At 63.5% G+C, this 20144-nt stretch carries 15 protein-coding genes; 8 read left to right on the top strand and 7 right to left on the bottom strand.

Annotated elements, in window-relative coordinates; all coding sequences use genetic code 11:
• Positions 1 to 23 precede the first annotated feature (23 nt).
• The 3 genes from NFH97_RS17640 to NFH97_RS17630 all read right to left on the bottom strand — a co-directional run bounded on the left by NFH97_RS17640 (position 24) and on the right by NFH97_RS17630 (position 3637).
• Positions 24 to 1490 carry a sodium-dependent transporter gene (locus NFH97_RS17640; RefSeq protein WP_045994012.1) on the bottom strand — a complete coding sequence of 489 codons (1467 nt, stop codon included), beginning with the start codon at positions 1488 to 1490 and terminating at the stop codon, positions 24 to 26.
• Between the two features lie 236 nt (positions 1491 to 1726).
• Positions 1727 to 2815 carry a 4-hydroxyphenylpyruvate dioxygenase gene (gene hppD / locus NFH97_RS17635; protein ID WP_213227115.1) on the bottom strand — a complete coding sequence of 363 codons (1089 nt, stop codon included), beginning with the start codon at positions 2813 to 2815 and terminating at the stop codon, positions 1727 to 1729.
• Between the two features lie 216 nt (positions 2816 to 3031).
• Entirely contained in the window at positions 3032 to 3637 is a 606-nt protein-coding gene (locus tag NFH97_RS17630; RefSeq protein WP_108133064.1) for a LysE/ArgO family amino acid transporter, read from the bottom strand.
• A 153-nt stretch (positions 3638 to 3790) separates the two neighbouring features.
• Between NFH97_RS17630 and NFH97_RS17625 the strand changes: the two genes are divergently transcribed.
• On the top strand, positions 3791 to 4681 hold the full coding sequence (locus NFH97_RS17625) for a LysR family transcriptional regulator ArgP (RefSeq protein ID WP_349625258.1): 891 nt from the start codon (positions 3791 to 3793) through the stop codon (positions 4679 to 4681).
• A 91-nt stretch (positions 4682 to 4772) separates the two neighbouring features.
• Here the strand turns inward: NFH97_RS17625 and NFH97_RS17620 are convergent, their stop codons facing one another.
• The gene (locus NFH97_RS17620; protein ID WP_045994015.1) at positions 4773 to 5075 is read right to left on the bottom strand and encodes an MTH1187 family thiamine-binding protein; all 303 of its coding nucleotides are present in this window, start codon (positions 5073 to 5075) and stop codon (positions 4773 to 4775) included.
• A gap of 215 nt (positions 5076 to 5290) precedes the next feature.
• Here NFH97_RS17620 and cfa point away from each other — a divergent pair, with 215 nt between their 5' ends.
• The 3 genes from cfa to NFH97_RS17605 all read left to right on the top strand — a co-directional run bounded on the left by cfa (position 5291) and on the right by NFH97_RS17605 (position 9787).
• Positions 5291 to 6457 carry a cyclopropane fatty acyl phospholipid synthase gene (gene cfa / locus NFH97_RS17615; RefSeq protein ID WP_349625257.1) on the top strand — a complete coding sequence of 389 codons (1167 nt, stop codon included), beginning with the start codon at positions 5291 to 5293 and terminating at the stop codon, positions 6455 to 6457.
• Between the two features lie 332 nt (positions 6458 to 6789).
• Entirely contained in the window at positions 6790 to 7722 is a 933-nt protein-coding gene (locus NFH97_RS17610; protein WP_213227121.1) for a GGDEF domain-containing protein, read from the top strand.
• A gap of 106 nt (positions 7723 to 7828) precedes the next feature.
• On the top strand, positions 7829 to 9787 hold the full coding sequence (locus tag NFH97_RS17605; protein ID WP_349625256.1) for a RecQ family ATP-dependent DNA helicase: 1959 nt from the start codon (positions 7829 to 7831) through the stop codon (positions 9785 to 9787).
• 124 nt (positions 9788 to 9911) lie between these two features.
• Here the strand turns inward: NFH97_RS17605 and NFH97_RS17600 are convergent, their stop codons facing one another.
• Positions 9912 to 11474, bottom strand: a complete 1563-nt coding sequence (locus NFH97_RS17600; protein WP_349625255.1) for a sigma-54-dependent transcriptional regulator — start codon at positions 11472 to 11474, stop codon at positions 9912 to 9914.
• A gap of 284 nt (positions 11475 to 11758) precedes the next feature.
• On the opposite strand from NFH97_RS17600, the gene phhA reads away from it, so the two are divergent.
• The 3 genes from phhA to NFH97_RS17585 are packed head-to-tail and all read left to right on the top strand — an operon-like array spanning position 11759 to position 14251.
• On the top strand, positions 11759 to 12670 hold the full coding sequence (phhA, locus tag NFH97_RS17595) for a phenylalanine 4-monooxygenase (RefSeq protein WP_349625254.1): 912 nt from the start codon (positions 11759 to 11761) through the stop codon (positions 12668 to 12670).
• Positions 12671 to 12708: 38 nt separating this feature from the next.
• On the top strand, positions 12709 to 13059 hold the full coding sequence (locus NFH97_RS17590; protein ID WP_108133057.1) for a 4a-hydroxytetrahydrobiopterin dehydratase: 351 nt from the start codon (positions 12709 to 12711) through the stop codon (positions 13057 to 13059).
• 1 nt (position 13060) lies between these two features.
• The gene (locus NFH97_RS17585) at positions 13061 to 14251 is read left to right on the top strand and encodes an amino acid aminotransferase (RefSeq protein WP_108133056.1); all 1191 of its coding nucleotides are present in this window, start codon (positions 13061 to 13063) and stop codon (positions 14249 to 14251) included.
• A gap of 338 nt (positions 14252 to 14589) precedes the next feature.
• Here NFH97_RS17585 and narL read toward each other — a convergent pair whose 3' ends face one another.
• Both narL and NFH97_RS17575 read right to left on the bottom strand, forming a co-directional pair.
• Positions 14590 to 15234, bottom strand: coding sequence for a two-component system response regulator NarL (narL, locus tag NFH97_RS17580; protein ID WP_348814386.1), 645 nt, complete (start codon positions 15232 to 15234; stop codon positions 14590 to 14592).
• A 92-nt stretch (positions 15235 to 15326) separates the two neighbouring features.
• Positions 15327 to 17168 (bottom strand): histidine kinase, encoded by a 1842-nt coding sequence (locus NFH97_RS17575; protein WP_108448820.1) that lies wholly within the window; start codon positions 17166 to 17168, stop codon positions 15327 to 15329.
• A 249-nt stretch (positions 17169 to 17417) separates the two neighbouring features.
• Here NFH97_RS17575 and NFH97_RS17570 point away from each other — a divergent pair, with 249 nt between their 5' ends.
• Positions 17418 to 20129 (top strand): nitrate/nitrite transporter, encoded by a 2712-nt coding sequence (locus tag NFH97_RS17570; protein WP_222516543.1) that lies wholly within the window; start codon positions 17418 to 17420, stop codon positions 20127 to 20129.
• Positions 20130 to 20144 lie beyond the last annotated feature (15 nt).

The raw sequence follows: 20144 nt of genomic DNA, 5'->3' as shown, positions 1-20144 counted from the left end.
GCAGGGTCAGTGGGGTGACTGTCTTACCCCTTGGCGCTCAGCGTCCGCCGCAGCCTCGGGCTGAGGGTTTCACCGAGACCGGTCATCACGACCAGGATCAGTGCCAGCCACAGCCAGTGGGCGGCGAAATCCACAGCGACGATGCCCAGCGCATCGACGAAGATCACCAGGATGCCCAGGGGACTGACGTAGCGCACCATGAACAGCCACAGGGCGTGCATGCCCGCCGGCAGATCCAGCTCATCGCGTACCGCTTCGCTCTTGAGGAAGAAACCGGCCAGCAGCGCCATGCCGAGTCCGCCCAGCGGCATCATCAGACGCGAGGTGAGGAAGTCGAGCCAGTCGAAGAAGTGCTTGCCGGCCAGTGTCCAGTCGGCACCGATATTGAACGACAGCATCGCCAGGGTACTCATCAGCCACAGCACGATGCCGGTGCCCCAGGCGGCCGCCTTGCGGCTGATGCCCTTGTTGTCGTTGAGCCAGGACACCGTGGCCTCGACCATCGAGATCGAGGAGGTCAGCGCCGCCATCGACAGCATGATGAAGAACAGGATGCCAAACAGCGTGCCCATCGGCATCGCCTGGAACGCCAGCGGCAGGCTCATGAAGATCAGGCCGGGTCCGCTGTTGGGCTCCATGCCGTTGGCGAAGATCACCGGGAAGATCGCCAGCCCCGCCATCAGCGCCACCAGGGTATCGGCCACCGCGACGGTCAGGGTGGTACGACCGATGGAAGCACGTCTCGGCAGGTAGCTGCCGTAGGTGAGGATGGCCCCGGAGGCCAGTGACAAGGTAAAGAAGGCATGGCCCATGGCGGCCAGCATGCCCTCGCTTGACAGGCTGGAAGCCTTGAAGTCGAACAGGAAGTGGACGGCCTGACCGAAGCCACCGGAGAACATGCCGTAGACGATCATGATCAGCAGCATGATCACCATGCCCGGCATCATCCAGCCGACGCTCTTCTCGATGCCCTGCTGCACCCCCTTGCCGACGATCACCATGGTGGCCACGGTCACCAGGGTGCTCCAGCCGCCGAGGCTGAAGGGGTTGGCATTGTTGGCGCCGAAGATGGCCGCCATGTCATCGACGCTGGAACCGACCAGTCCGCCGGAGATCATCTTCCACAGGTAGGCGAAGGACCAGCCGGCGACCACCACGTAGAAACTCAGGATCAAAAAGCCGCAGAGCATCGCCATCCAGCCGAACAGCGACCACAGCGAACTGCCTCCGGATTCCTTGACCACCCGGCGAATGGCGTCGATAGGGCTGCCCCGACCACGCCGCCCCAGGGCGATCTCGGTCATCATGATGGGTACACCGACCGACAGGATACAGACCAGGTAGACCAGCACGAAGGCGCCGCCGCCGTACTCTCCGGTCATGTACGGAAATTTCCAGATATTGCCCAGGCCCACAGCGGAGCCGGTCGCGGCCAGAACGAAGCCCCAGCGGCCTAGCCACTGGGTGCGAGAGGGTTCATTGGTTGTCATGACTCACCAGAGATCGCTTGCGCACTTTTGTTTGTCCACCATGGCGGTGGCGCCCTGAAAACAGCCTGAAACAGCACAGACCCAGGGCATCCAGCGCGCCATTGTGACGGATTTTGTTGTGATTGGGCAGGCCGACGACGCAAAGTCGCGGCCAAGGGCCTACCTGGCGAAGGATCCGCTGCCGCTCACCTGGCCGACAAGACGCCAGTGACGACAGCGGCTGTAGCCGACCGACGTCAGTCGGCGTCGAGGACACCGCGGCGAATCTGATCTTCCTCGATGGATTCGAACAGCGCCTTGAAGTTGCCCTCGCCGAAGCCGTCGTTACCCTTGCGCTGGATGATCTCGAAGAAGATCGGACCGATCACGGTCTCGGTGAAGATCTGCAGCAGCACCCCCTGATCCGGACCGCCATCGATCAGCAGGCTCAACTCACGCAGATCCTCGACCCGCTCTTCGTGGTTGGGCACCCGCACATCGACCTTCTCGTAGTAGGTGTCGGGGGTGGACAGGAAGCGAATGCCGTTGGCCTTCAACGCGCGCACCGTGGCGTAGATGTCGTCGGTGGCCATGGCCAGGTGCTGGATGCCCTCGCCGTTGTACTCGCGGATAAACTCGGCGATCTGGGAGTTGTCGTCGGCGGACTCGTTGATCGGGATATGCATCTTGCCGCAGGGTGCGGTCATGGCGCGGGAATGAAGCCCGGTCTTCTTGCCCTCGATGTCGAAATAGCGATTCTCACGGAAGTTGGCGATACGGGTATAGAAGTCGGCCCAGGGGTCCATCTGGCCCCGCGCCACGTTGTGGGTCAGGTGATCCAGCACCTTGAGACCAACGCTGTTGTCCTGAGCCGAGGTGCCGGCGATGGGCTCGAAGTCGATGTCGTAGATGGTACGTCCCTGTTCGTCGACCCGATCATCGACGAAATACAGCAACGAACCACCAATACCCTCCACCGCCGGAATGCCCACCTCGCCAGCACCGACGGGGTTATCGACCTGACGGGCACCCTGATCGATGGCGTAGGACAGTGCCTGACGAGCATCCGCTACCTTCCACGCCATGGCGCAGGCGCCCGGACCGTGAATCTCGGCGAACCTGGCGGCGTGGCTGCCGGGTTCCGCGTTGAGCACGAAGTTCACCCCCTCCTGCTGAAACAGGGTGACCCGCTTGGAGCGGTGGCGGCGCGTCTCGGTAAACCCCATGGCGAGAAACAGCTCGCGCAGGGCGTCGATGCCAGCCTGATCCGGGGCGCTGTATTCGACGAACTCGAAGCCATTGGTGCCGATGGGGTTGTGGGTATCGATGGGAGCGACTGCGGTCATGTGGGCCTCCGTCATTGTGATTGTCACTCCCCATCCTAGGCTCCTCGACACGCGCCCCCCATCCCCCCGGAGCGGCTTGAGGTGGTAGCGCACACGCCCCGGCGTCGGCCCGCTGTAGCGCTGGCGTGACACCCCGTGTGCGCTCTGCACCCCAGGCGTCACGAAATCCTTACACGACGTCACGCTGGCATGACAGGCTGCCTATCGCTGGGACCTTTACAGCGTCAGCGTCACCAGCTGCCACGCCACCAGCAGCATGATCACGGCGATGATCCCATCCACCCACTGCCATGCCCTCGGACTCTTCAGCCGCGGTGCCAGGGCGCCGGCGGCGCTGACCAGACCGAAGAACCAGACAAAGGAAGCAATGGTCGCCCCCACGTAGAACCCCACCGGGCTCTCTTGCAGCGAACCGATGGCGCCCAGCATCACCAGGGTGTCCAGATAGACCTGGGGGTTGAGCAGCGTCACCGCCAGGGTCGCCAGCACCACCTGGGCAAGGCTGGCACTGGAGGCAGACGATGCAACGTCCATGCCCCTGGGCCGTCGAACCCGACCAATGGCCAGCCAGGCCTGCCAGGCAAGGAAGGCGGCGCCGCCGTAGCGCGCCAACAGCATGGCCCCTTCACTCTGGGCGATCAGGGCGCCGAGGCCCATCACCCCCAGGCCGATCAGCACGGCATCGCACAGGGCGCAGATCCCCGCCACCCACCAGACGTGTTGTCGCCTCAGTCCCTTGGACAACACAAAGGCGTTCTGCGCGCCGATGGCGATGATCAGTCCCGCTCCGGTGCCCACGCCCTGGATCAGTGAAAGCCACATGGTCTGTCCTTCCTCACGATAATTGTCGACGCTGCGCCGATGTTGCGCGCTACTGGATGTGGCAGAGACTAGGGCAAGCTGGTAAATAAGAGAAATCACTTCTCCCACTGCCTCATTACCATTTCTTATACTCAAGGACATAGATAGACGCCCATGCTGGACTACAAACTGCTCGATGCACTGGCCGCCGTGCTGACCCACCAGGGCTTCGAGCGCGCGGCCCGCGCGCTGGGGCTGACCCAATCAGCGGTATCCCAGCGCATCAAGCTGCTGGAGGCTCGCCTGGGACAGCCGGTGCTGGTGAGGGGCTCCCCGCCGACACCAACCGAACTGGGTCAACGGCTGCTGAACCACGTCCAGCAGGTACAACTGCTGGAGGGCGAGTTGATCCAGGATGCACCGCAGCTGGCACTGGGCCACCGACAGCTACGTATCGCCATCAATGCCGATAGCCTCGCCACCTGGTGGCCGGGCGCCATCGCCGGCTACCTCAAGCATCAGGCGATTACCCTGGATCTGGTCATCGAGGATCAGGAGGTCGGACTTGAACGCATGCGCCTGGGCGAAGTGGCTGCCTGCCTGTGCGCCAGCGACATGCCGGTTCAGGGCGCCAGGGTCAACGCCCTGGGCGTGATGCGCTACCGCGCCCTGGCGAGTCCCGACTTCATGGCCCGTCACTGCCCCCAGGGCGCGGACGCCGGTTCTCTGGCCCAGGCGCCGGCCATCATCTTCGGGCCCAACGATCAACTGCAACACCGCTTCATGGCGGCCCATGGCGTCAACGGCCCCTTCCCGCACCACCGCTGCGCCAGCGTCGAGGGATTTCTGCGCCTGGCCCACGCGGGCCTCGGCTTCGGGCTCATTCCAGAAATCCAGGCGTATCGGGAGCTCTCGACGGGGGAGCTTGAGGACGTGGTGCCGGGCTGGCATCTGGACGTACCGCTGTACTGGCACTACTGGCGCCACGGCGGCGAGCCGCTGGAGCGACTCGGCCGCCACCTGGCCGACCAGGCCGGTCACCATCTGTTGCCACCTGGGGGCTGACGGGGCCCGGCAAGGTACCCGCCCCGTCTCATGCAGCGATCAGCGTCGCGAGGTCGGGGCAGGCGGTGAAATGCGCTTTCGAAGTGAGCCGTCAGTCACCCAGGCGTCGTGCCACGCTCTCGACCTTGTCTGCCATGCTCTGATCGCGGTCGGTCCGGGTACCGAGTTTCAAGGTGGTGGTGATGCGTGGCGCCCCCATCTCGTGCACCACCTCATGGCAGCGCTTGACCACCGCCATGACCTCATCCCAGGGGCCTTCGATATTGGTGCCATAGGCGTGCATCTGGTGGCTGAGACCGGACGCCTGAATCTCCCGCTGGCAAGCGGCCACGTGGTCGGAGACCGAAACGCCCACACCCAGGGGGACCACGCAAAGATCGACGATAACGTGCATAACTTAAGCCTCCTTGATTCTGTACCAACCCGCCAGCGTTCTTCGCTGGAAAGGCATGCCAGCTGAACTATGCTGTTTTGCAACAATAAAGATAGCCGAAGGTGATTCAGGCCCCTGCCGAGGTGGCGGACCTGGCCTCACTTCGGAGCGGGCAACTCTCCTGCCCGCTTCTCGTTTCCTCGGACATGCCGCCTGCACGGATACCAGGAGGCCACATGACCAGCGACGCCCGCCCCCATCCCATCGCACTGCCGAACAATCGCCCTCGGCTGATCATCGAGCAGTTGCTCGAGGGCTCGGGCATTCGCCTCAACGGACCTGAACCCCACGATATCCAAATCTATCATCCCGATCTGTTCGCCCGCATCCTGCACCAGGGCACGCTGGGGCTCGGGGAAGCCTACATGGATGGCTGGTGGGAAGCGCGGCGTATCGACCAGCTTGCCCATCGGCTGCTGCGCCACGGTCTGGGCCAACGCTCGCGTAGCGCCGCGAGCCACCTCTTCTATCGCCTGCAGGCGGGCTTCTTCAACCTCCAGAGTCGCGCCCGAGCCTATCAGGTCGGCGAGGTTCACTACGACCTCGGCAACGACCTGTTTCGGTATATGCTTGACGACACCATGTGCTACTCCTGTGGCTACTGGCGCCAGGCAACGACGCTGCATCAGGCCCAGCTCGCCAAGCTCGACCTGGTCTGTCGAAAGCTGGCGCTGCGCCCTGGCATGCACCTTCTCGACATCGGCTGCGGCTGGGGCAGCCTGGCCGAGCACGCCGCACGTCACTACGGCGTCAGCGTGACCGGTATCACCATTTCCCGGGAGCAGGTGGCACTGGCCAGGGAGCGCTGCCAGGGCTTGCCCGTCGATATCCAGTTGGCCGACTACCGCGACCTGCAAGGCCAGTACGACCGGATCGCCTCGATCGGCATGTTCGAACACGTAGGACAGCGCAACTACACGACCTTCTTTCGGACGGTGGCCGACCTGCTGCCGGATGACGGGCTCTTCCTGCTGCATACCATTGGCTCCAATACTTCTCGCATCACCGCAGACCCCTGGATCCATCGCTACATCTTTCCCAACGGCGTGTTGCCGTCCGCCCGCCAGATCTGCCAGCACAGCGAGGAGATGTTGATGGTGGAAGACTGGCAGAACTTCGGCTCCGACTACGATCCCACCCTGCTGGCGTGGCTGGCCAACCTTGACGCCTGCTGGCATGACATTGCACGTCACTACAACACACGGCACTGCAATGAACGCACCTATCGGATGCTGCGCTACTACCTGGCGATCTGTGCCGGAGCCTTCCGTGCCCGCTACTTGCAACTGTGGCAGGTAGTCTTTTCCAGGGGGCGAGAGCTTCGCTATGACGCACCCCGGTGACCGCGAAGTTGCCGGAAATGCGCGCGCTTTCGGTGAATCATGACGGGAACCTGCCTAGTCACTCTCGCTGCGGCATATCCTTGATCAAGCCCTCACGCCGATGTCTGCCGATCGATCAACTCCCGGCTGCACGGCCACAACGCCCGCTATCAGCGGCCTGGCGAGAACGTTCAAGCCTTTCCTTCCTATGGCGCAATCCACAAATGCAGAGTTTTGTCTGATATTTCTTAGTCCCTTGGACTGATATACCCGCAATGCCCTGCCTTTAAGATGGTGGTAAAGGCCCGATACCTCGGGTTGACCCGCCATCCCGTGGCCAAGGACTGCCTGCTATGGAAGATCGTGACCCGCCGTCACCCTCCCCGACCTGCAATGAAAGCGCGAGTCTTGCCTGCCTCAAGCGTGTCCCGGGGGTGCTGTTCACCCTGAAGCGAGACGCTCGCGGCCGCCTGCAGCTTCCCGCCCTGACCGGTGAAGACCCGATGACGGCTCGCCTTGAGCCACTGCTGTCGATCAACGACGTGCGTCAGCGGCTCGGCGATCTGCTGGGTGACGCCTACGGTGAATTCATCCGGGCCATCGAACACTCTGCGCACTGGCTGTCGCCGGTATCCACGCGACTGCGCCTGCCGATCGGCGAACTCACCCCGCACTGGTATTCGCTGGAGGCACTGCCGGAGCGCTCGGACGAAGGCATCCTGTGGCACGGCCTGCTGGTGGACATCGAGGATCAGGTCGCCGAAGAGCAACGTCTTCGCTACCTGTCCGGCACCGACGAACTCACCGGGCTGACCAACCGACGTTCGATGATGGGACACATCGACAAGATCGCCTCCATGTCCAACCGCCATGGCACGCCGCTATCGCTGTTGCTGATCGACCTGGACCACTTTGCCCTGATCAACGACACCTGGGGGCGCGGACTCGGTGATCGGGTGCTCTGTCAGATCGCCGCCCTGGCATCCAGCCAGTTGCGCCAGGAGGACATGCTGGCACGCATGGGCAGCGACGAATTCGCCCTGCTGCTGCCGATGACACCCGCTGGCAGAGCGCGCGAGCTGGCGGAGCGCCTGCGCGAGAGCATCTCTCGTCAGGACTTCGGCATCGGTCGCCACAAGGTCACCGTCAGTATCGGCGTCTCCGACTTCGTTCGCGGCTTGAGCAGCGCGCAACTGATGCAGCAGGTCCACACCAACCTGATGGAAGCCAAGCAGCAGGGCCGCGATCGCGTGATCCAGCGCTGGCTGCCCCAGGGTTCTTCCTGACATCGCCACCTGAGCTGGCACGTCGTCGCTTCATGCCGGTGACTGTTTTGGGTACCCTTGCCCCCGATCCTGCCGCTGTCACAGGGCCCGCCATCAGGGAGCCAGCATGTCCACCACCATCGACCAGACCCTCGAGAACGTCTTCGGCCACCGCCACTTTCGGCCAGGACAGCGGGAGACCATCAACGCCATCGCAGAAGGCCGTAGCGCAGCGGCGATCTTCCCGACCGGCTCGGGCAAGTCGCTGTGCTATCAGCTGCCGGCATTGCACCTGCCGCACCTCACCCTGGTGGTGTCTCCTCTACTGGCGCTGATGCAGGACCAACTGGCGACGCTGACCTCGCGCGGTATCGCCGCCGCCAGCATCGATTCGAGTCAGGATCGCGATCAGGCTCGGGAGGTCATGGCAGCGGCCCGCAACGGCCAGCTCAAGGTCCTGATGGTATCGGTCGAGCGCCTGCGCAATGAACGCTTTCGCGCCTTTCTGCGCGACGTGCGGGTCTCGTTGATGGTGATCGACGAGGCGCACTGCCTGTCGGAATGGGGACATAATTTTCGACCGGACTACCAGAAACTGCCCGACTATCGCCGGGAGTTCGGCATCGACCAGGTGCTGCTGCTGACCGCCACCGCCACGCCCAAGGTCATCGATGACATGCGTCGAGGCTTCGATATCGCGCCTGACGATGTCATCACCACCGGCTTCTATCGCGCCAATCTGGACCTTGCCGTCACCCCGCTGCCCGCCGACAACAGGGCTCGCCATCTGGCCAGTTGCCTGGCGCCAAGACTCGGCAACGGCGGCACCATTGTCTACGTCACCCTGCAGCAAAGCGCCGAACGCCTGGCGGCCTACCTCAAGGCCGCCGGGCTCGAGGTCGCCGCCTACCACGCCGGGCTCGACAGTGAGACCCGCCAGCGACTGCAGGCGGACTTCATGAGCGGACGCCTGCCCGGCATCGTCGCCACCATCGCCTTCGGCATGGGCATCGACAAGGCCGATATCCGCCAGGTGGTGCACTTCGACCTGCCCAAGTCCATCGAGAACTACAGCCAGGAGATCGGACGCGCCGGGCGCGACGGCAAGCCGTCGGAGTGCCTGATGCTGGCCGGACGTGAACACCTGCCAGTGCTCGAGAACTTTATCCATGGTGACGTACCACCGCTGTCGGGCATCGAGGCGGTATTGACCGATCTGGCGGATGCCTCCGACACCTGGGAGCTGTCGCTCAACGCCCTGTCACGCCTCTCGGACATCCGCGAGCTGCCGCTGAAGACGCTGCTGGTCAAGCTGGAACTGGCCGGCGTGGTGCGTGCCAGCCACAGCTACTTCGCCGAGTATCGCTTCAGCCTGGCGATCGAACCCGAAGCCCTGCTCGCCCGCTTCCCCGGCGAGCGCGGCGCCTTTCTCGGCGCACTGCTCGATGCCTCGCACAAGGCCCGTACCTGGTATCGGCTGGATTTCGAACGCCTCGACCAGCTGGGCCAGCAACGCGGCCTGGACACCTCCCGCCCGCGGGTGCTCAAGGCACTCGACTACCTGGCGGAACAGGGGCTGATGCGCCTGGAAAGCAAGCAGATGACCGAGGTCTACCACAAACTCGCGGCCGTGGACCCGGGACGGCTGGCCCCCGAGCTGCATCAGCAGTTCGTCGAGCGCGCGGGGGTCGAGCTCGAGCGACTCGACGCCATGCTGGCGCTGTTCGAGGCCGACGACTGCATCAGCGCGCGACTCGCCGACTGGTTCGGTGACCCCAATGCCCCCCGACGCTGTGGCCACTGTTCGGCTTGTCGCGGCGTGACCGCCAGCCTGCCGCCCGCACCGACTCCGGCGCTCCCGGACGAGGGCGAACTGCGAGCCTGGCTGACGGGCCTGGCCCAGGCACTGGAAAGTGTCGGTCCAGGCAAGCCGCTGGACCTGGAGCTTGCTACCCGCTTCCTGTGCGGCGTCATCAGCCCGCGCCTGAGTCAGGCCAAGGCGCGACGCCTGCCGGGATTCGCCAGCCAGGAAAGCGCCCGCTATACCGACGTCAGGCAGGCCCTCGCACCACTATTCGAAGGCTAGCCTTGCGACCGCGAGCTATTCGAACGCCAGCTATTCGACCGCGAGCAGTGGGCCTCGAGGCCTCGTCGGTGCCTCGTCGGGGCCTCGAGCCCCCTCAGTCTCACTTTCACTCTCACACTCACCGTCAGCCCTCGCTGCCGATGATGCCATAGCGATTCAGCTTGTTGGCGATGGTGGTGTGGGATACGCCAAGGCGGCGTGCCAACTGGCGACTGGACGGATGCTGGGGGTACAGCGAGGCCAATACGCGCCGCTCGACCTCACCCAGGATGTCGTTGAGCGAGCCGTCCAGGTCGATACCGGCAAGACCCGCCGGCGCCCCCGAGGCCGGCAGCCGCAAATGGGCCGGCTCGATGACTCCGGTCTCGCACAGCGACACCGCCTGAAACAGCACGTTCTCGAGTTGCCGCACATTGCCGGGCCAGTGATAGCTGGCCATGCGCGCCAGAGCCGCGGGGGAAAGCGCAGGCAGCGCGCAGCCGATCTGGCGCGCGGCTCGGTCGACAAAGTGCCCGGCCAGAGCCTCGATGCCATCCAGACAATCCCTCAGTGGAGGAACGCTCAACGACAGCACGTTGAGGCGATGATAGAGGTCCTGACGAAACAGCCCCTGGCCGCACAGGGCCAGCAGATCCTGCTGGGTGGCGCAGATCACCCGCACGTCCAGGTAGGTCTCGTCATCGGCGCCGACCCGGCGAAAGCCACCGTCCTGCAGAAAGCGCAACAGCTTGGCCTGCAGCCGCGGACTCATTTCGCCGACCTCATCGAGGAAGATGGTGCCACCGGCGGTCAGCTCTAGCAGACCCAGCTTGCCCTCGGGGCGAGCGCCATCGAAGGCGCCCGGGGCATAGCCAAACAGTTCGGTCTCGGCCATGGACTCCGGCAGGCCGGCGCAGTTCAGCGCCATGAACGGCGCCTGACCGCGCTGGCTGGCCAGGTGACAGGCCCGCGCCAGCACCTCCTTGCCGGTGCCGGTCTCACCAAAGATCAACAGCGGCGCGTCCAGCGGCGCCATGCGCCGCGCCTCGTGGATCAGGGAGGCGAGTCGGGGGCTGGCCGCGAACATGGCCTCGAAGCCGCGCATCTCCTGGCGCTGCACCTGATAGATACGCTCGCCGATACGATCGGCGCTATGCAGCGTGACCACGGCACCGGCCAGCGAGGCCACGTCGTCGTGGTGTTCGCGATGCAGCGGCGCGATATCGGCCAGGTAGGTGGCGTCCTTGAGCCGGATCCTGAGGCCGTTGACCCGAGCATTGTTGCGACGAATCACTTCCGGCAGGTCGAGCTCCGGCAGGTAGCGATTCAGCGACAGCCCGGGCACCTCGTCGACGCGCACGCCGAGCAACTGGCTCGCCGCCCGGTTGGCCGCCACCAGGTGCCCCTCCATGTCGATGGACATCACCGGGTCGGAGAGTGACGACAGCAGCGCCTCCAGCTCGAGCTGATGGCGCTCGCTGGGCATCAGGCTGACCCGGCGCACCCCGAATACGCCGGACACCTGCTCGAGACTGGGCTTCAGCGTCGCCAGCTGGGCGTGCAACAGTTGCGGCACGTGCAGATAGATGGCGTTGCCGTGCTCTCCGCCCACCTCGCCCCGGGCCACGTTGACCCCATAGTCGGCCAGCAGGGCCACTATGTCGCGAAGGATGCCGACACGATTCTGGCAGTGAACTCTCAGGCGCATGAAGGGAATGGCTCCGCAAAAGGGTCACACCATCTGAAGTTTCCGTCAGGCTGGTCTGACTCGTATGTCAAGATTTCGTTACAGCCTATCGAAGACAGAGGAGCGCGTCCTGCATCTTTGGTCGATAGACACCATCTCGAGCACCAGCTGTAAAGATTTCCTGACAGAAAAGGGCCGCCTTCTGGTGCCTATCCCCCCGATGCACGGCTGCGTGACGAAAGCCCCCATGCCTAGACTCGACTCAGTCTCGATACCACAACAGTCGACAATCGCCGGGAGACACCATGCACGCACCTTCTTCGTCCACCCCGTCCACCAAGGGCACCGACTATCAGGCCCGTGAGCCGGATGCCGACGGCATCATCCATTGGAGCGAGGTCGAGAACCGGACCTGGCAGACGCTGATGGAACGCCAGCTGACGTTGATCGAAGGGCGCGTGTGCCAGCAGTATCTGGACGGCCTCGAGCGCCTCGGCCTGCCCAGCGATCGTATTCCGCAACTGGGCGACGTCGATCGGGTGCTACAGCAAGCCACCGGCTGGCAGACCGCCCAGGTACCGGCCCTGATCCCCTTCGACACCTTCTTTCAACTGCTGGCCAACCGTCGTTTTCCGGTCGCGACCTTCATCCGTACCCCCGAGGAGCTGGACTACCTCAAGGAACCGGACATCTTCCACGAGATCTTCGGCCACTGCCCGATGCTGACCAACGAGGCCTTCGCCGAGTTCACCGCCACCTACGGCCGCATCGGCCTCGCCGCCGAACCCAAGGACCGGGTCTACCTGGCCAGGCTCTACTGGATGACCGTGGAATTCGGCCTGGTGGACACCCCGGACGGCCGGCGCATCTATGGCGGCGGTATCATCTCCTCGCCCAAGGAGACCCTGCACGCCCTGTCCGACACCCCTGCACATGCGCCCTTCGACGCCCTCGACGCCCTGCGCACCCCCTACCGCATCGACATCCTGCAGCCCCTTTACTACGTTCTGGACAGCCTCGACAGGCTTCAGGAACTGTCCCGGCGCGACCTGATGGCACTGGTCGAGGAAGCCAAGGCGCTGGGGTTATTCGAACCGCGCTTTCCGCCCAAGCCCAATTCAACGACCAAGCCCAAGCCAACGCCCGGCGAGAACGGCGAGACCGGCCCATCCGCCCACGACGGTGCCGACAACGACCGACGCAGCGAACACGCCTGAACATCCACATTCGCTCACCGACACCACCAGGAGACAGCATGAACGACACCACCCAGACCCTCACCGAGCAGTCCTGCGAAGCCTGCAGCTGGGACGCCCCCCACGCCACCGAGGCCGAGATCGAACAGTGGCACGCGCAGATCCCTGAGTGGCGGATCGTCGAGCGCGATGGCATCATGCAACTGGAGCGGAGCTACAAGTTCCGCAACTTTCGGCAGGCCCTTGCCTTTACCAACAGCGTCGGCGAGATCGCCGAGGAAGCCGGCCATCACCCGGCCCTGTTGACCGAGTGGGGCAAGGTCACCGTGACCTGGTGGTCCCACGAGATGAAGGGCCTGCACAAGAACGATTTCATCCTAGCGGCCAGAACCGACGAGGTAGCAAGCTAAAATGTTCGAGAAGATTGAGCGGGTTCCCGGGGATGCCATCCTCGGGCTCATCGAGGCCTTCAAGAAGGACACCAATCCCCAGAAGGTCGATCTTGGCGTCGGCGTCTACCGCGATGCAAAGGGCAACACTCCGGTGATGCGTGCGGTCAAGGAGGCCGAAGCCCTGCTGCTCAACAACGAGACCACCAAGACCTACATCGGCTCACACGGCGCCGCCCAGTACGGTGCCGTGGTGCTGCCGATGGTGCTGGGCCAGGACTCCCCCGTGCTCGAGGCCGGCCGCGCCAGCGTTACCCAGTCCCCCGGTGGTACCGGCGCCCTGCGCCTGGCGGCGGACTTCGTCGCGACCCAACTGCCTGGCAAGGGCATCTGGGTCAGCGACCCGACCTGGCCGAACCACCACGGCATCTTCACCGCCGCCGGCATCGAACTGCACAAGTATCCCTACGTCGACGCCGACAACCGTCTCGACTTCGACGGCATGCTGGAAGCCCTCAAGCAGATCCCCCAGGGTGACGTGGTGGTGCTGCACGCCTGCTGCCACAACCCCACCGGCTTCGACCTGAACCACCAGCAGTGGCAACAGGTGCTTGAAGTGATCCAGCAGCGCGACCTGCTGCCGCTGGTCGACTTCGCCTACCAGGGCTTCGCCGAGGGCCTCGACGAGGACGCCTACGCCGTTCGCCTGCTGGCCGAGAATCTCGACAACGTGCTGATCACCAGCTCCTGCTCGAAGAACTTCGGCATCTACAACGAGCGTACCGGCGCCCTGATCGTGGTGGCGAAGAACAGCGAGGAGATGGAGAACGTCCGCTCGCAGATCGCCATCGTCGCCCGTGAGAACTACTCCAACCCGCCGGCCCACGGCGGCAGCATCGTGGCGGAGATCCTCAACTCGGCGGAACTCGCCGCGGTGTGGCGCGAGGAACTCACCGAAATGCGCGATCGCATCAACACCCTGCGTCGTGACTTCGTCGAGGCCTTGAAGCCCTACGGGCTGGACCAGAAGTACGCCCACATCGCCGAGCAGCGTGGCATGTTCTCCTACACCGGCCTGACGCCGGAACAGGTGGACCGCCTGCGTGACGAGTACGGCATCTACATGGTGCGCTCGGGCCGCGCCAACGTCGCCGGCTTCTCCCAGGAGAACCTGCCGTACCTGGCCAAGGCGGTGGCCGCCGTCAACGACTGACGCCCTGCCAGCGGGCTGTGCCAGCCAGCAAACGACGCCCGGGCCTGTCCCGGGCGTTGTCGTATCCGGACGAACTTCCCGGCGCCACCGAGCGCAACCACCATTCCTGCAAGCCTGTTTCTGCAAGCCCTGGGCTCTGTCCGAAAAGTCGACGAGCGCAGGCAGGTTTCGCAAAAGCCCTAGGCGCAGTCCGAAAAGTCGACGAGCGAAGGTTAGACAAGGCAAAAATCGGTGAGAAAGCGCAGTTTACGGGGTGTAAATGAGCATTTTGACCGGGCTGGCGCACCAGACGATTTTTAACGCCGTATTACCGAGCGCAGGCACTTTTCAGACAAGCCCTAGCCCAGGCCATGCTTGGTGGCCCACACCGCTGCCTCCACCCGTGAGCGAAGATCCAGCTTCTTGAACAGATGCTTGACGTGGACCTTGACGGTGCCCTCGGCGATGTCCAGCTCACGGGCGATCATCTTGTTGGACAGGCCGCGAGCCAGGGTCCGCAGGATGTCCCTCTCTCGAGCGGTCAGGCACGACATGCCGTCGTCGCCCCCTGCCGGCAGCTCGCCCTTGACCACGCTGGCCAGCAGCGACGCCATCTGTGGCCCCAGCACCACCTGACCCTGGGCCGCCTCGCGAATCAGCCGCAGCACCTCCTCGGGGTCCATGTCCTTGAGCAGATAGCCATCGGCGCCTTCCTTGAGCGCGCGCACCACGTCGTCGTCGGCGTCGGACACGGTCAGGATCACGATACGGCTCTTGACCCGGGCGTCACGCATCCGCCGGAGCACCTCGATGCCGTCGATGGGCTGCATGTTGAGGTCGAGCAGGATCAGGTTGGGTTGCAGATCGACGGCCTTGCGCACCGCCTCGGCGCCATCCGAGGCTTCACCGACCACCACCAGACTAGGATCCATGTCCACCAGTTGACGCACCCCACGCCGGAACAGGGGGTGATCGTCCACGATCATCAATCGAAGCATGCTCATAGTGCTATCTCCAGAGTGGTTTCACCCGACCCGCTGCCGGGCAACACGTTCAGCAGGCCACGTCGTCGCGACCTCGCGCCCGTGAAAGCCCATCACTCGGACGCCACAGGTAACTGCGCCAACAGACGCGGCAGAAAGCGGACGGTCACCACGGTGCCGCAGGGCTTGATGCCCCTGACCGTGAGCTTTCCACTCAGGCTTCGTGCCCGCTCCTCCATGATCGCCATCCCGTGGGACATGGAAGGATCCGATTGCGGTCCGATGCCTACACCGTCGTCCGTGACCGAAAGTTGATAGTGCCCCGTGTCGTCGACGGCGAGGCTGATGGTGCAGTGCCGAGCACGTGCATGGCGGGCCACGTTGGACAGCGACTCTCGCACGATCTGCAGCACATGAATTTCCTCGTTGGGGGTCAGCGACAGCCCGCTCCACTGGCCTTTCAGGGTCAGCTCGAAGTCGCCCCGCTTGGAGTACTCCAGCACCGTTTCCTCCAACGCCGCTTCCAGACCCGACTCATGGATGCGCAGACGAAAGGTGTTGAGCAGCTCCCTGAGCTGGCGGTAGGACGAATTGAGACCGTGCCGGAGTTCCGCGACCACCTGCGCCACCTGCTCGTGGCGTTGCTGATCGAGCTGCATCTGTAGACGGGTGACCTGGATCTTCAGGTAGGACAGCGACTGAGCCAGCGAGTCGTGAAGCTCTCGCGCAATCACCGCGCGCTCATCCATCAGCGCCAGCCGACGCTGCTCGTCGGCTTTCTCGGACAGCGACAAGGCCGCGGCAATCAGCCCGGCCACCGTCTCCACCAGCTCGATCTTCCACTGGGCAAGCATATGGCCGGGAGGCTGATGGACACGCAACTCGCCAAAATCCCGACCCGCTTCGCGCACCCTGACCGCGTATTCATTGCCGTTGGCATACAGTCCGGCAGCCGCCTTGTCTGATATTTCACGCCCGCGCGATGGTTCCTGAACGAAAGCGCTTTCCGCGCCGGGGCGAGAGCTGAGTCTGACAATATCCTTGCCATTGCCTCCCATGGACAGGCGCAGCTCGAAGGGGCCTTCGTCGGTCACCGCCTCAAGCTGGCGCAGCACTTCCTCGAGCTCTTCCCGGGTCAGCGGAGTAACCCCATTGAGACGCCGCGCGGTCAGATAAAGCATACGCAACGCATCATTGCTGCGCTTCAGTTCATGGGTCTTCGCCGCGACACGCTTTTCCAGCTGACCGTACATTTCCGACAGGCTGGCATTCATCTTGTTGATTGTTCTGGATAACAAGCCTAACTCGTCGTTACCTCGGTAGATGGTTCTCCCCGAAAAGTCACCGACCATTACGCCATTTACAACACGAATAAGGTCACGAAATGGCGGCATGACACCGCAGACTATTCGATAGACAACCATCACCATAAAGATCACGAGAACGGCGAGCGATGCCCCCTGAAAAACCTCAAGAAATACGACCTTTGACTCGGCATATTCTTGAAGCCTTCCCACCAGAATATCGACCTTGTCGACGAACTCGGCGACCTTGTCATCCAGCCGAAAGACGTCACCACCTTCGAAATCCACCGTGTTGGGACGCAGGGTTTCGTGCCAGCACTCCACCACCCTGTCGTAGGCCTCTCTGAGCGGATCATCGGCGTCCACCGGAATCAGCGCGATGATCGCCCCGGCAGCCAGCGTGGCCTCCATCTGTTCGTGCTGCCAGCGTCGCCTGGGGTGATCCGCCGGCAGCAACTCCGACGTCGCCAGCAGTCGATAGGCCTGCATTCGCAGCGAGCCCGCCTGGTTGATGGCGTCGGCGTAACCTCCCGCGCTCTTTGCGATGACGATGGAGCCCAGCAGGCTGACCAGGGCCAGACAGGATATCGCCGCCATGGCGACCAGCATGCGCAGCATCAGTGATCGGCGCAGGTAAAAGGCGCCGTTCATCTACTACACCTTCCCTTTTTGACCCAGATCAAGGGTTTCATCATCTAGAAATTTCCGGAATGTCGCATCCATCTGAGAGGGCAGATAATACGTGACGAACACCTCAAAAACACCCGGATACCTCCATGGAGGTAATTAAGCAAATGCGCTGGATATAGCACGCAATTCTCTTGACCACAATCAAGTGCCATACAGATACATTGTAGCAAGGTTTAGGGGCCGAACCGGCACCCCTAAAGAGGAAAGCACATGCTCCAACATGACACCGTACCCCGGCGTCAGCAGAACAGAGCGCTAGGCCTATCCACACTCGCCTTCACTCTCTGCTTCGCCGTCTGGACCCTGTTCTCGATTCTCGGTATCCAGATCAAGGAGGACTTCGCGCTCTCCGACACCCAACTTGGCCTGCTGATGGCCACTCCCGTGCTGACGGGTTCGATCAGCCGACTCTTTCTCGGTGTACTGACTGACCGCTTCGGGGGCCGCTGGGTCTTCGGTCTGCTCATGCTGGTCACCGCTACCTGTGTCTACCTGCTGACCTTCGCCAACAGCTACGTGATGCTGCTGGTCGGCGCACTGGGTATCGGCCTTGCCGGTGGCTCCTTCATCGTCGGCGTGGCCTACACCTCGGCCTGGTTCGAGAAGGAACGCCAGGGTACGGCGCTGGGCATCTTCGGGGCCGGTAACGTCGGTGCCGCCGTCACCAACTTCGGCGCGCCCTTCCTGCTGATGGCAATGGGCTGGAAAAGCACCGCCCTGGTCTACGCCACCATCATGGCGATCATGGGCGTGGCCTTTATCCTGCTGGCCAAGGAAGACCCCCAGAATCAGTCGCGCAATGCCGTGCGCCTGCCGCTGTCCGAGCAGTTCGCGCCCCTGGCCGACCTGCGCGTGTGGCGCTTCTCGCTCTACTACTTCTTCGTCTTCGGTGGCTTCGTCGCCCTCGCCCTTTGGCTGCCCCACTACCTGATCGAGGTCTACGGCCTGAGCCTGTCAGCGGCGGGTATCGTGGCGGCGCTGTACACCATCCCGGCCTCGCTGTTCCGTATTCTCGGCGGTTGGATGTCCGACCGCTACGGCGCCCGTCGCGTGATGTACTGGACCTTCCTGGCCTCGGTCATCTGCACCTTCCTGCTGAGCTATCCGCCCACCCAGTACGTCGTCGATGGCGTCCGTGGTCCGGTCGAGTTCACCTTCGCCATGCCGCTGGTCGGCTTCATCCTGTTGACCATGGTGCTGGGCTTCTTCATGTCGCTGGGCAAGGCCGCCGTGTACAAGCACATCCCGGTCTACTATCCCAAGAGCGTCGGCCTGGTCGGTGGCGCCGTCGGCATGGTCGGTGGCCTCGGCGGCTTCTTCCTGCCGCTGACCTTCGGCATGCTCAATGATGTCATCGGCATCTGGCAGAGCTGCTTCATGCTGATGTTCGTCGTGGTTGCCGCCGCGCTCATGTGGATGCACTTCGCCATCCGCAAGGCCGAGCGTATCGAGGCCCGCGATCGCTGCGAGTCCACCGACCTGCCCGAGCTGTCCACCCCGAGCCGTTTCGTGCTCGAGGACTGGCGCCCCGAGGACGAGTCCTTCTGGCAGTCCACCGGTCGCAAGATCGCCACGCGTAACCTGTGGATCTCCATCCCCTGTCTGCTGCTGGCCTTCTGCATCTGGATGGTGTGGTCCATGGTCGTGGCCAAGCTTCCCCAGGTAGGCTTCGAGTACAGCCCGAACCAGCTGTTCTGGCTGGCGGCCCTGCCGGGTCTTTCCGGTGCCACCCTGCGGATCTTCTACAGCTTTACCGTACCGATCTTCGGCGGCCGTCGCTTCACCGCGATTTCCACCGCCTCGCTGCTGCTGCCTGCCCTGTGGATCGGCTTCGCCGTCCAGAATCCCGAAACGCCCTACCTGGTGATGGCGATCATCGCCCTGCTGTGTGGCTTCGGTGGCGGCAACTTTGCGTCCTCCATGGCCAACATCGCCTTCTTCTATCCCAAGCGTGAGAAGGGCAAGGCCCTGGCCATGAACGCCGGCCTCGGCAACCTCGGCGTGTCGGTGATGCAGTTCCTGGTGCCCGTGGTCATCTCCACCGGCAGCTTCGTGATGTTCACCGGCAGTGGCCAGCCGATGTCCGACACTGATCTTCTGTGGCTGCAGAACGCCGGCTTCGTGTGGGTGCCGTTCATCGTCATCGCCACCGTCGCCGCCTGGTTCGGCATGAATGACATCGCCAGCGCCAAGTCCTCCTTCAAGGAGCAGTCGGTCATCTTCAAGCGCAAGCACAACTGGCTGATGTGCATCCTCTACACCGGCACCTTTGGCAGCTTCATCGGCTTCTCCGCCGGCTTCCCGCTGTTGACCAAGACCCAGTTCCCGGCCATCGATGCCCTCCAGTACGCCTTCCTCGGCCCGTTCGTCGGCGCCCTGAGTCGTGCCTGGACCGGTGGACTGGCCGACCGCTTCGGTGGTGCCCGGGTCACCTTCTGGACCTTCCTGACCATGATCGGCGGCGTGATCGGCGTGCTGTTCTTCCTGATGAACAAGGACATGTCGATCGCCTTCTACGGCTTCTTCGCCTCCTTCATGCTGCTGTTCTTCGCCACCGGCGTCGGCAATGCCAGCACCTTCCAGATGATCCCGTCGATCTTCCGCAAGGAAGTGCCGCGGCTGATGCCGAACCTGACCGCCGCCGAGCAGCTGGTCCACGCCGAGCGCGAATCCGCTGCCACCATCGGCTTCACCTCGGCCATCGCCGCCTACGGCGCCTTCCTGATTCCGAAGTCCTTCGGTACCTCGATCTCGCTGACCGGCGGTGCCGAAGCGGCACTGATCGGCTTCATCGTGTTCTACGTGTTCTGCACCGCCCTGACCTGGTTCTACTACAGCCGCAAGGGCGCGGAGATCGAACTGAACCTGGATGCGGGTCCCACCCGCAAGCCAAGCGCCGGTGCGGCCCAGACCCAGCACTGACGTTCCCGTCAAGAC

Origin of the sequence: Halomonas sp. SCS19 (genome assembly GCF_040147015.1) — a bacterium.
Lineage (GTDB): Bacteria > Pseudomonadota > Gammaproteobacteria > Pseudomonadales > Halomonadaceae > Halomonas > Halomonas litopenaei.
Note: the sequence above shows the minus strand (reverse complement) of the source record. Positions and strands in the feature narration are given on the sequence as shown.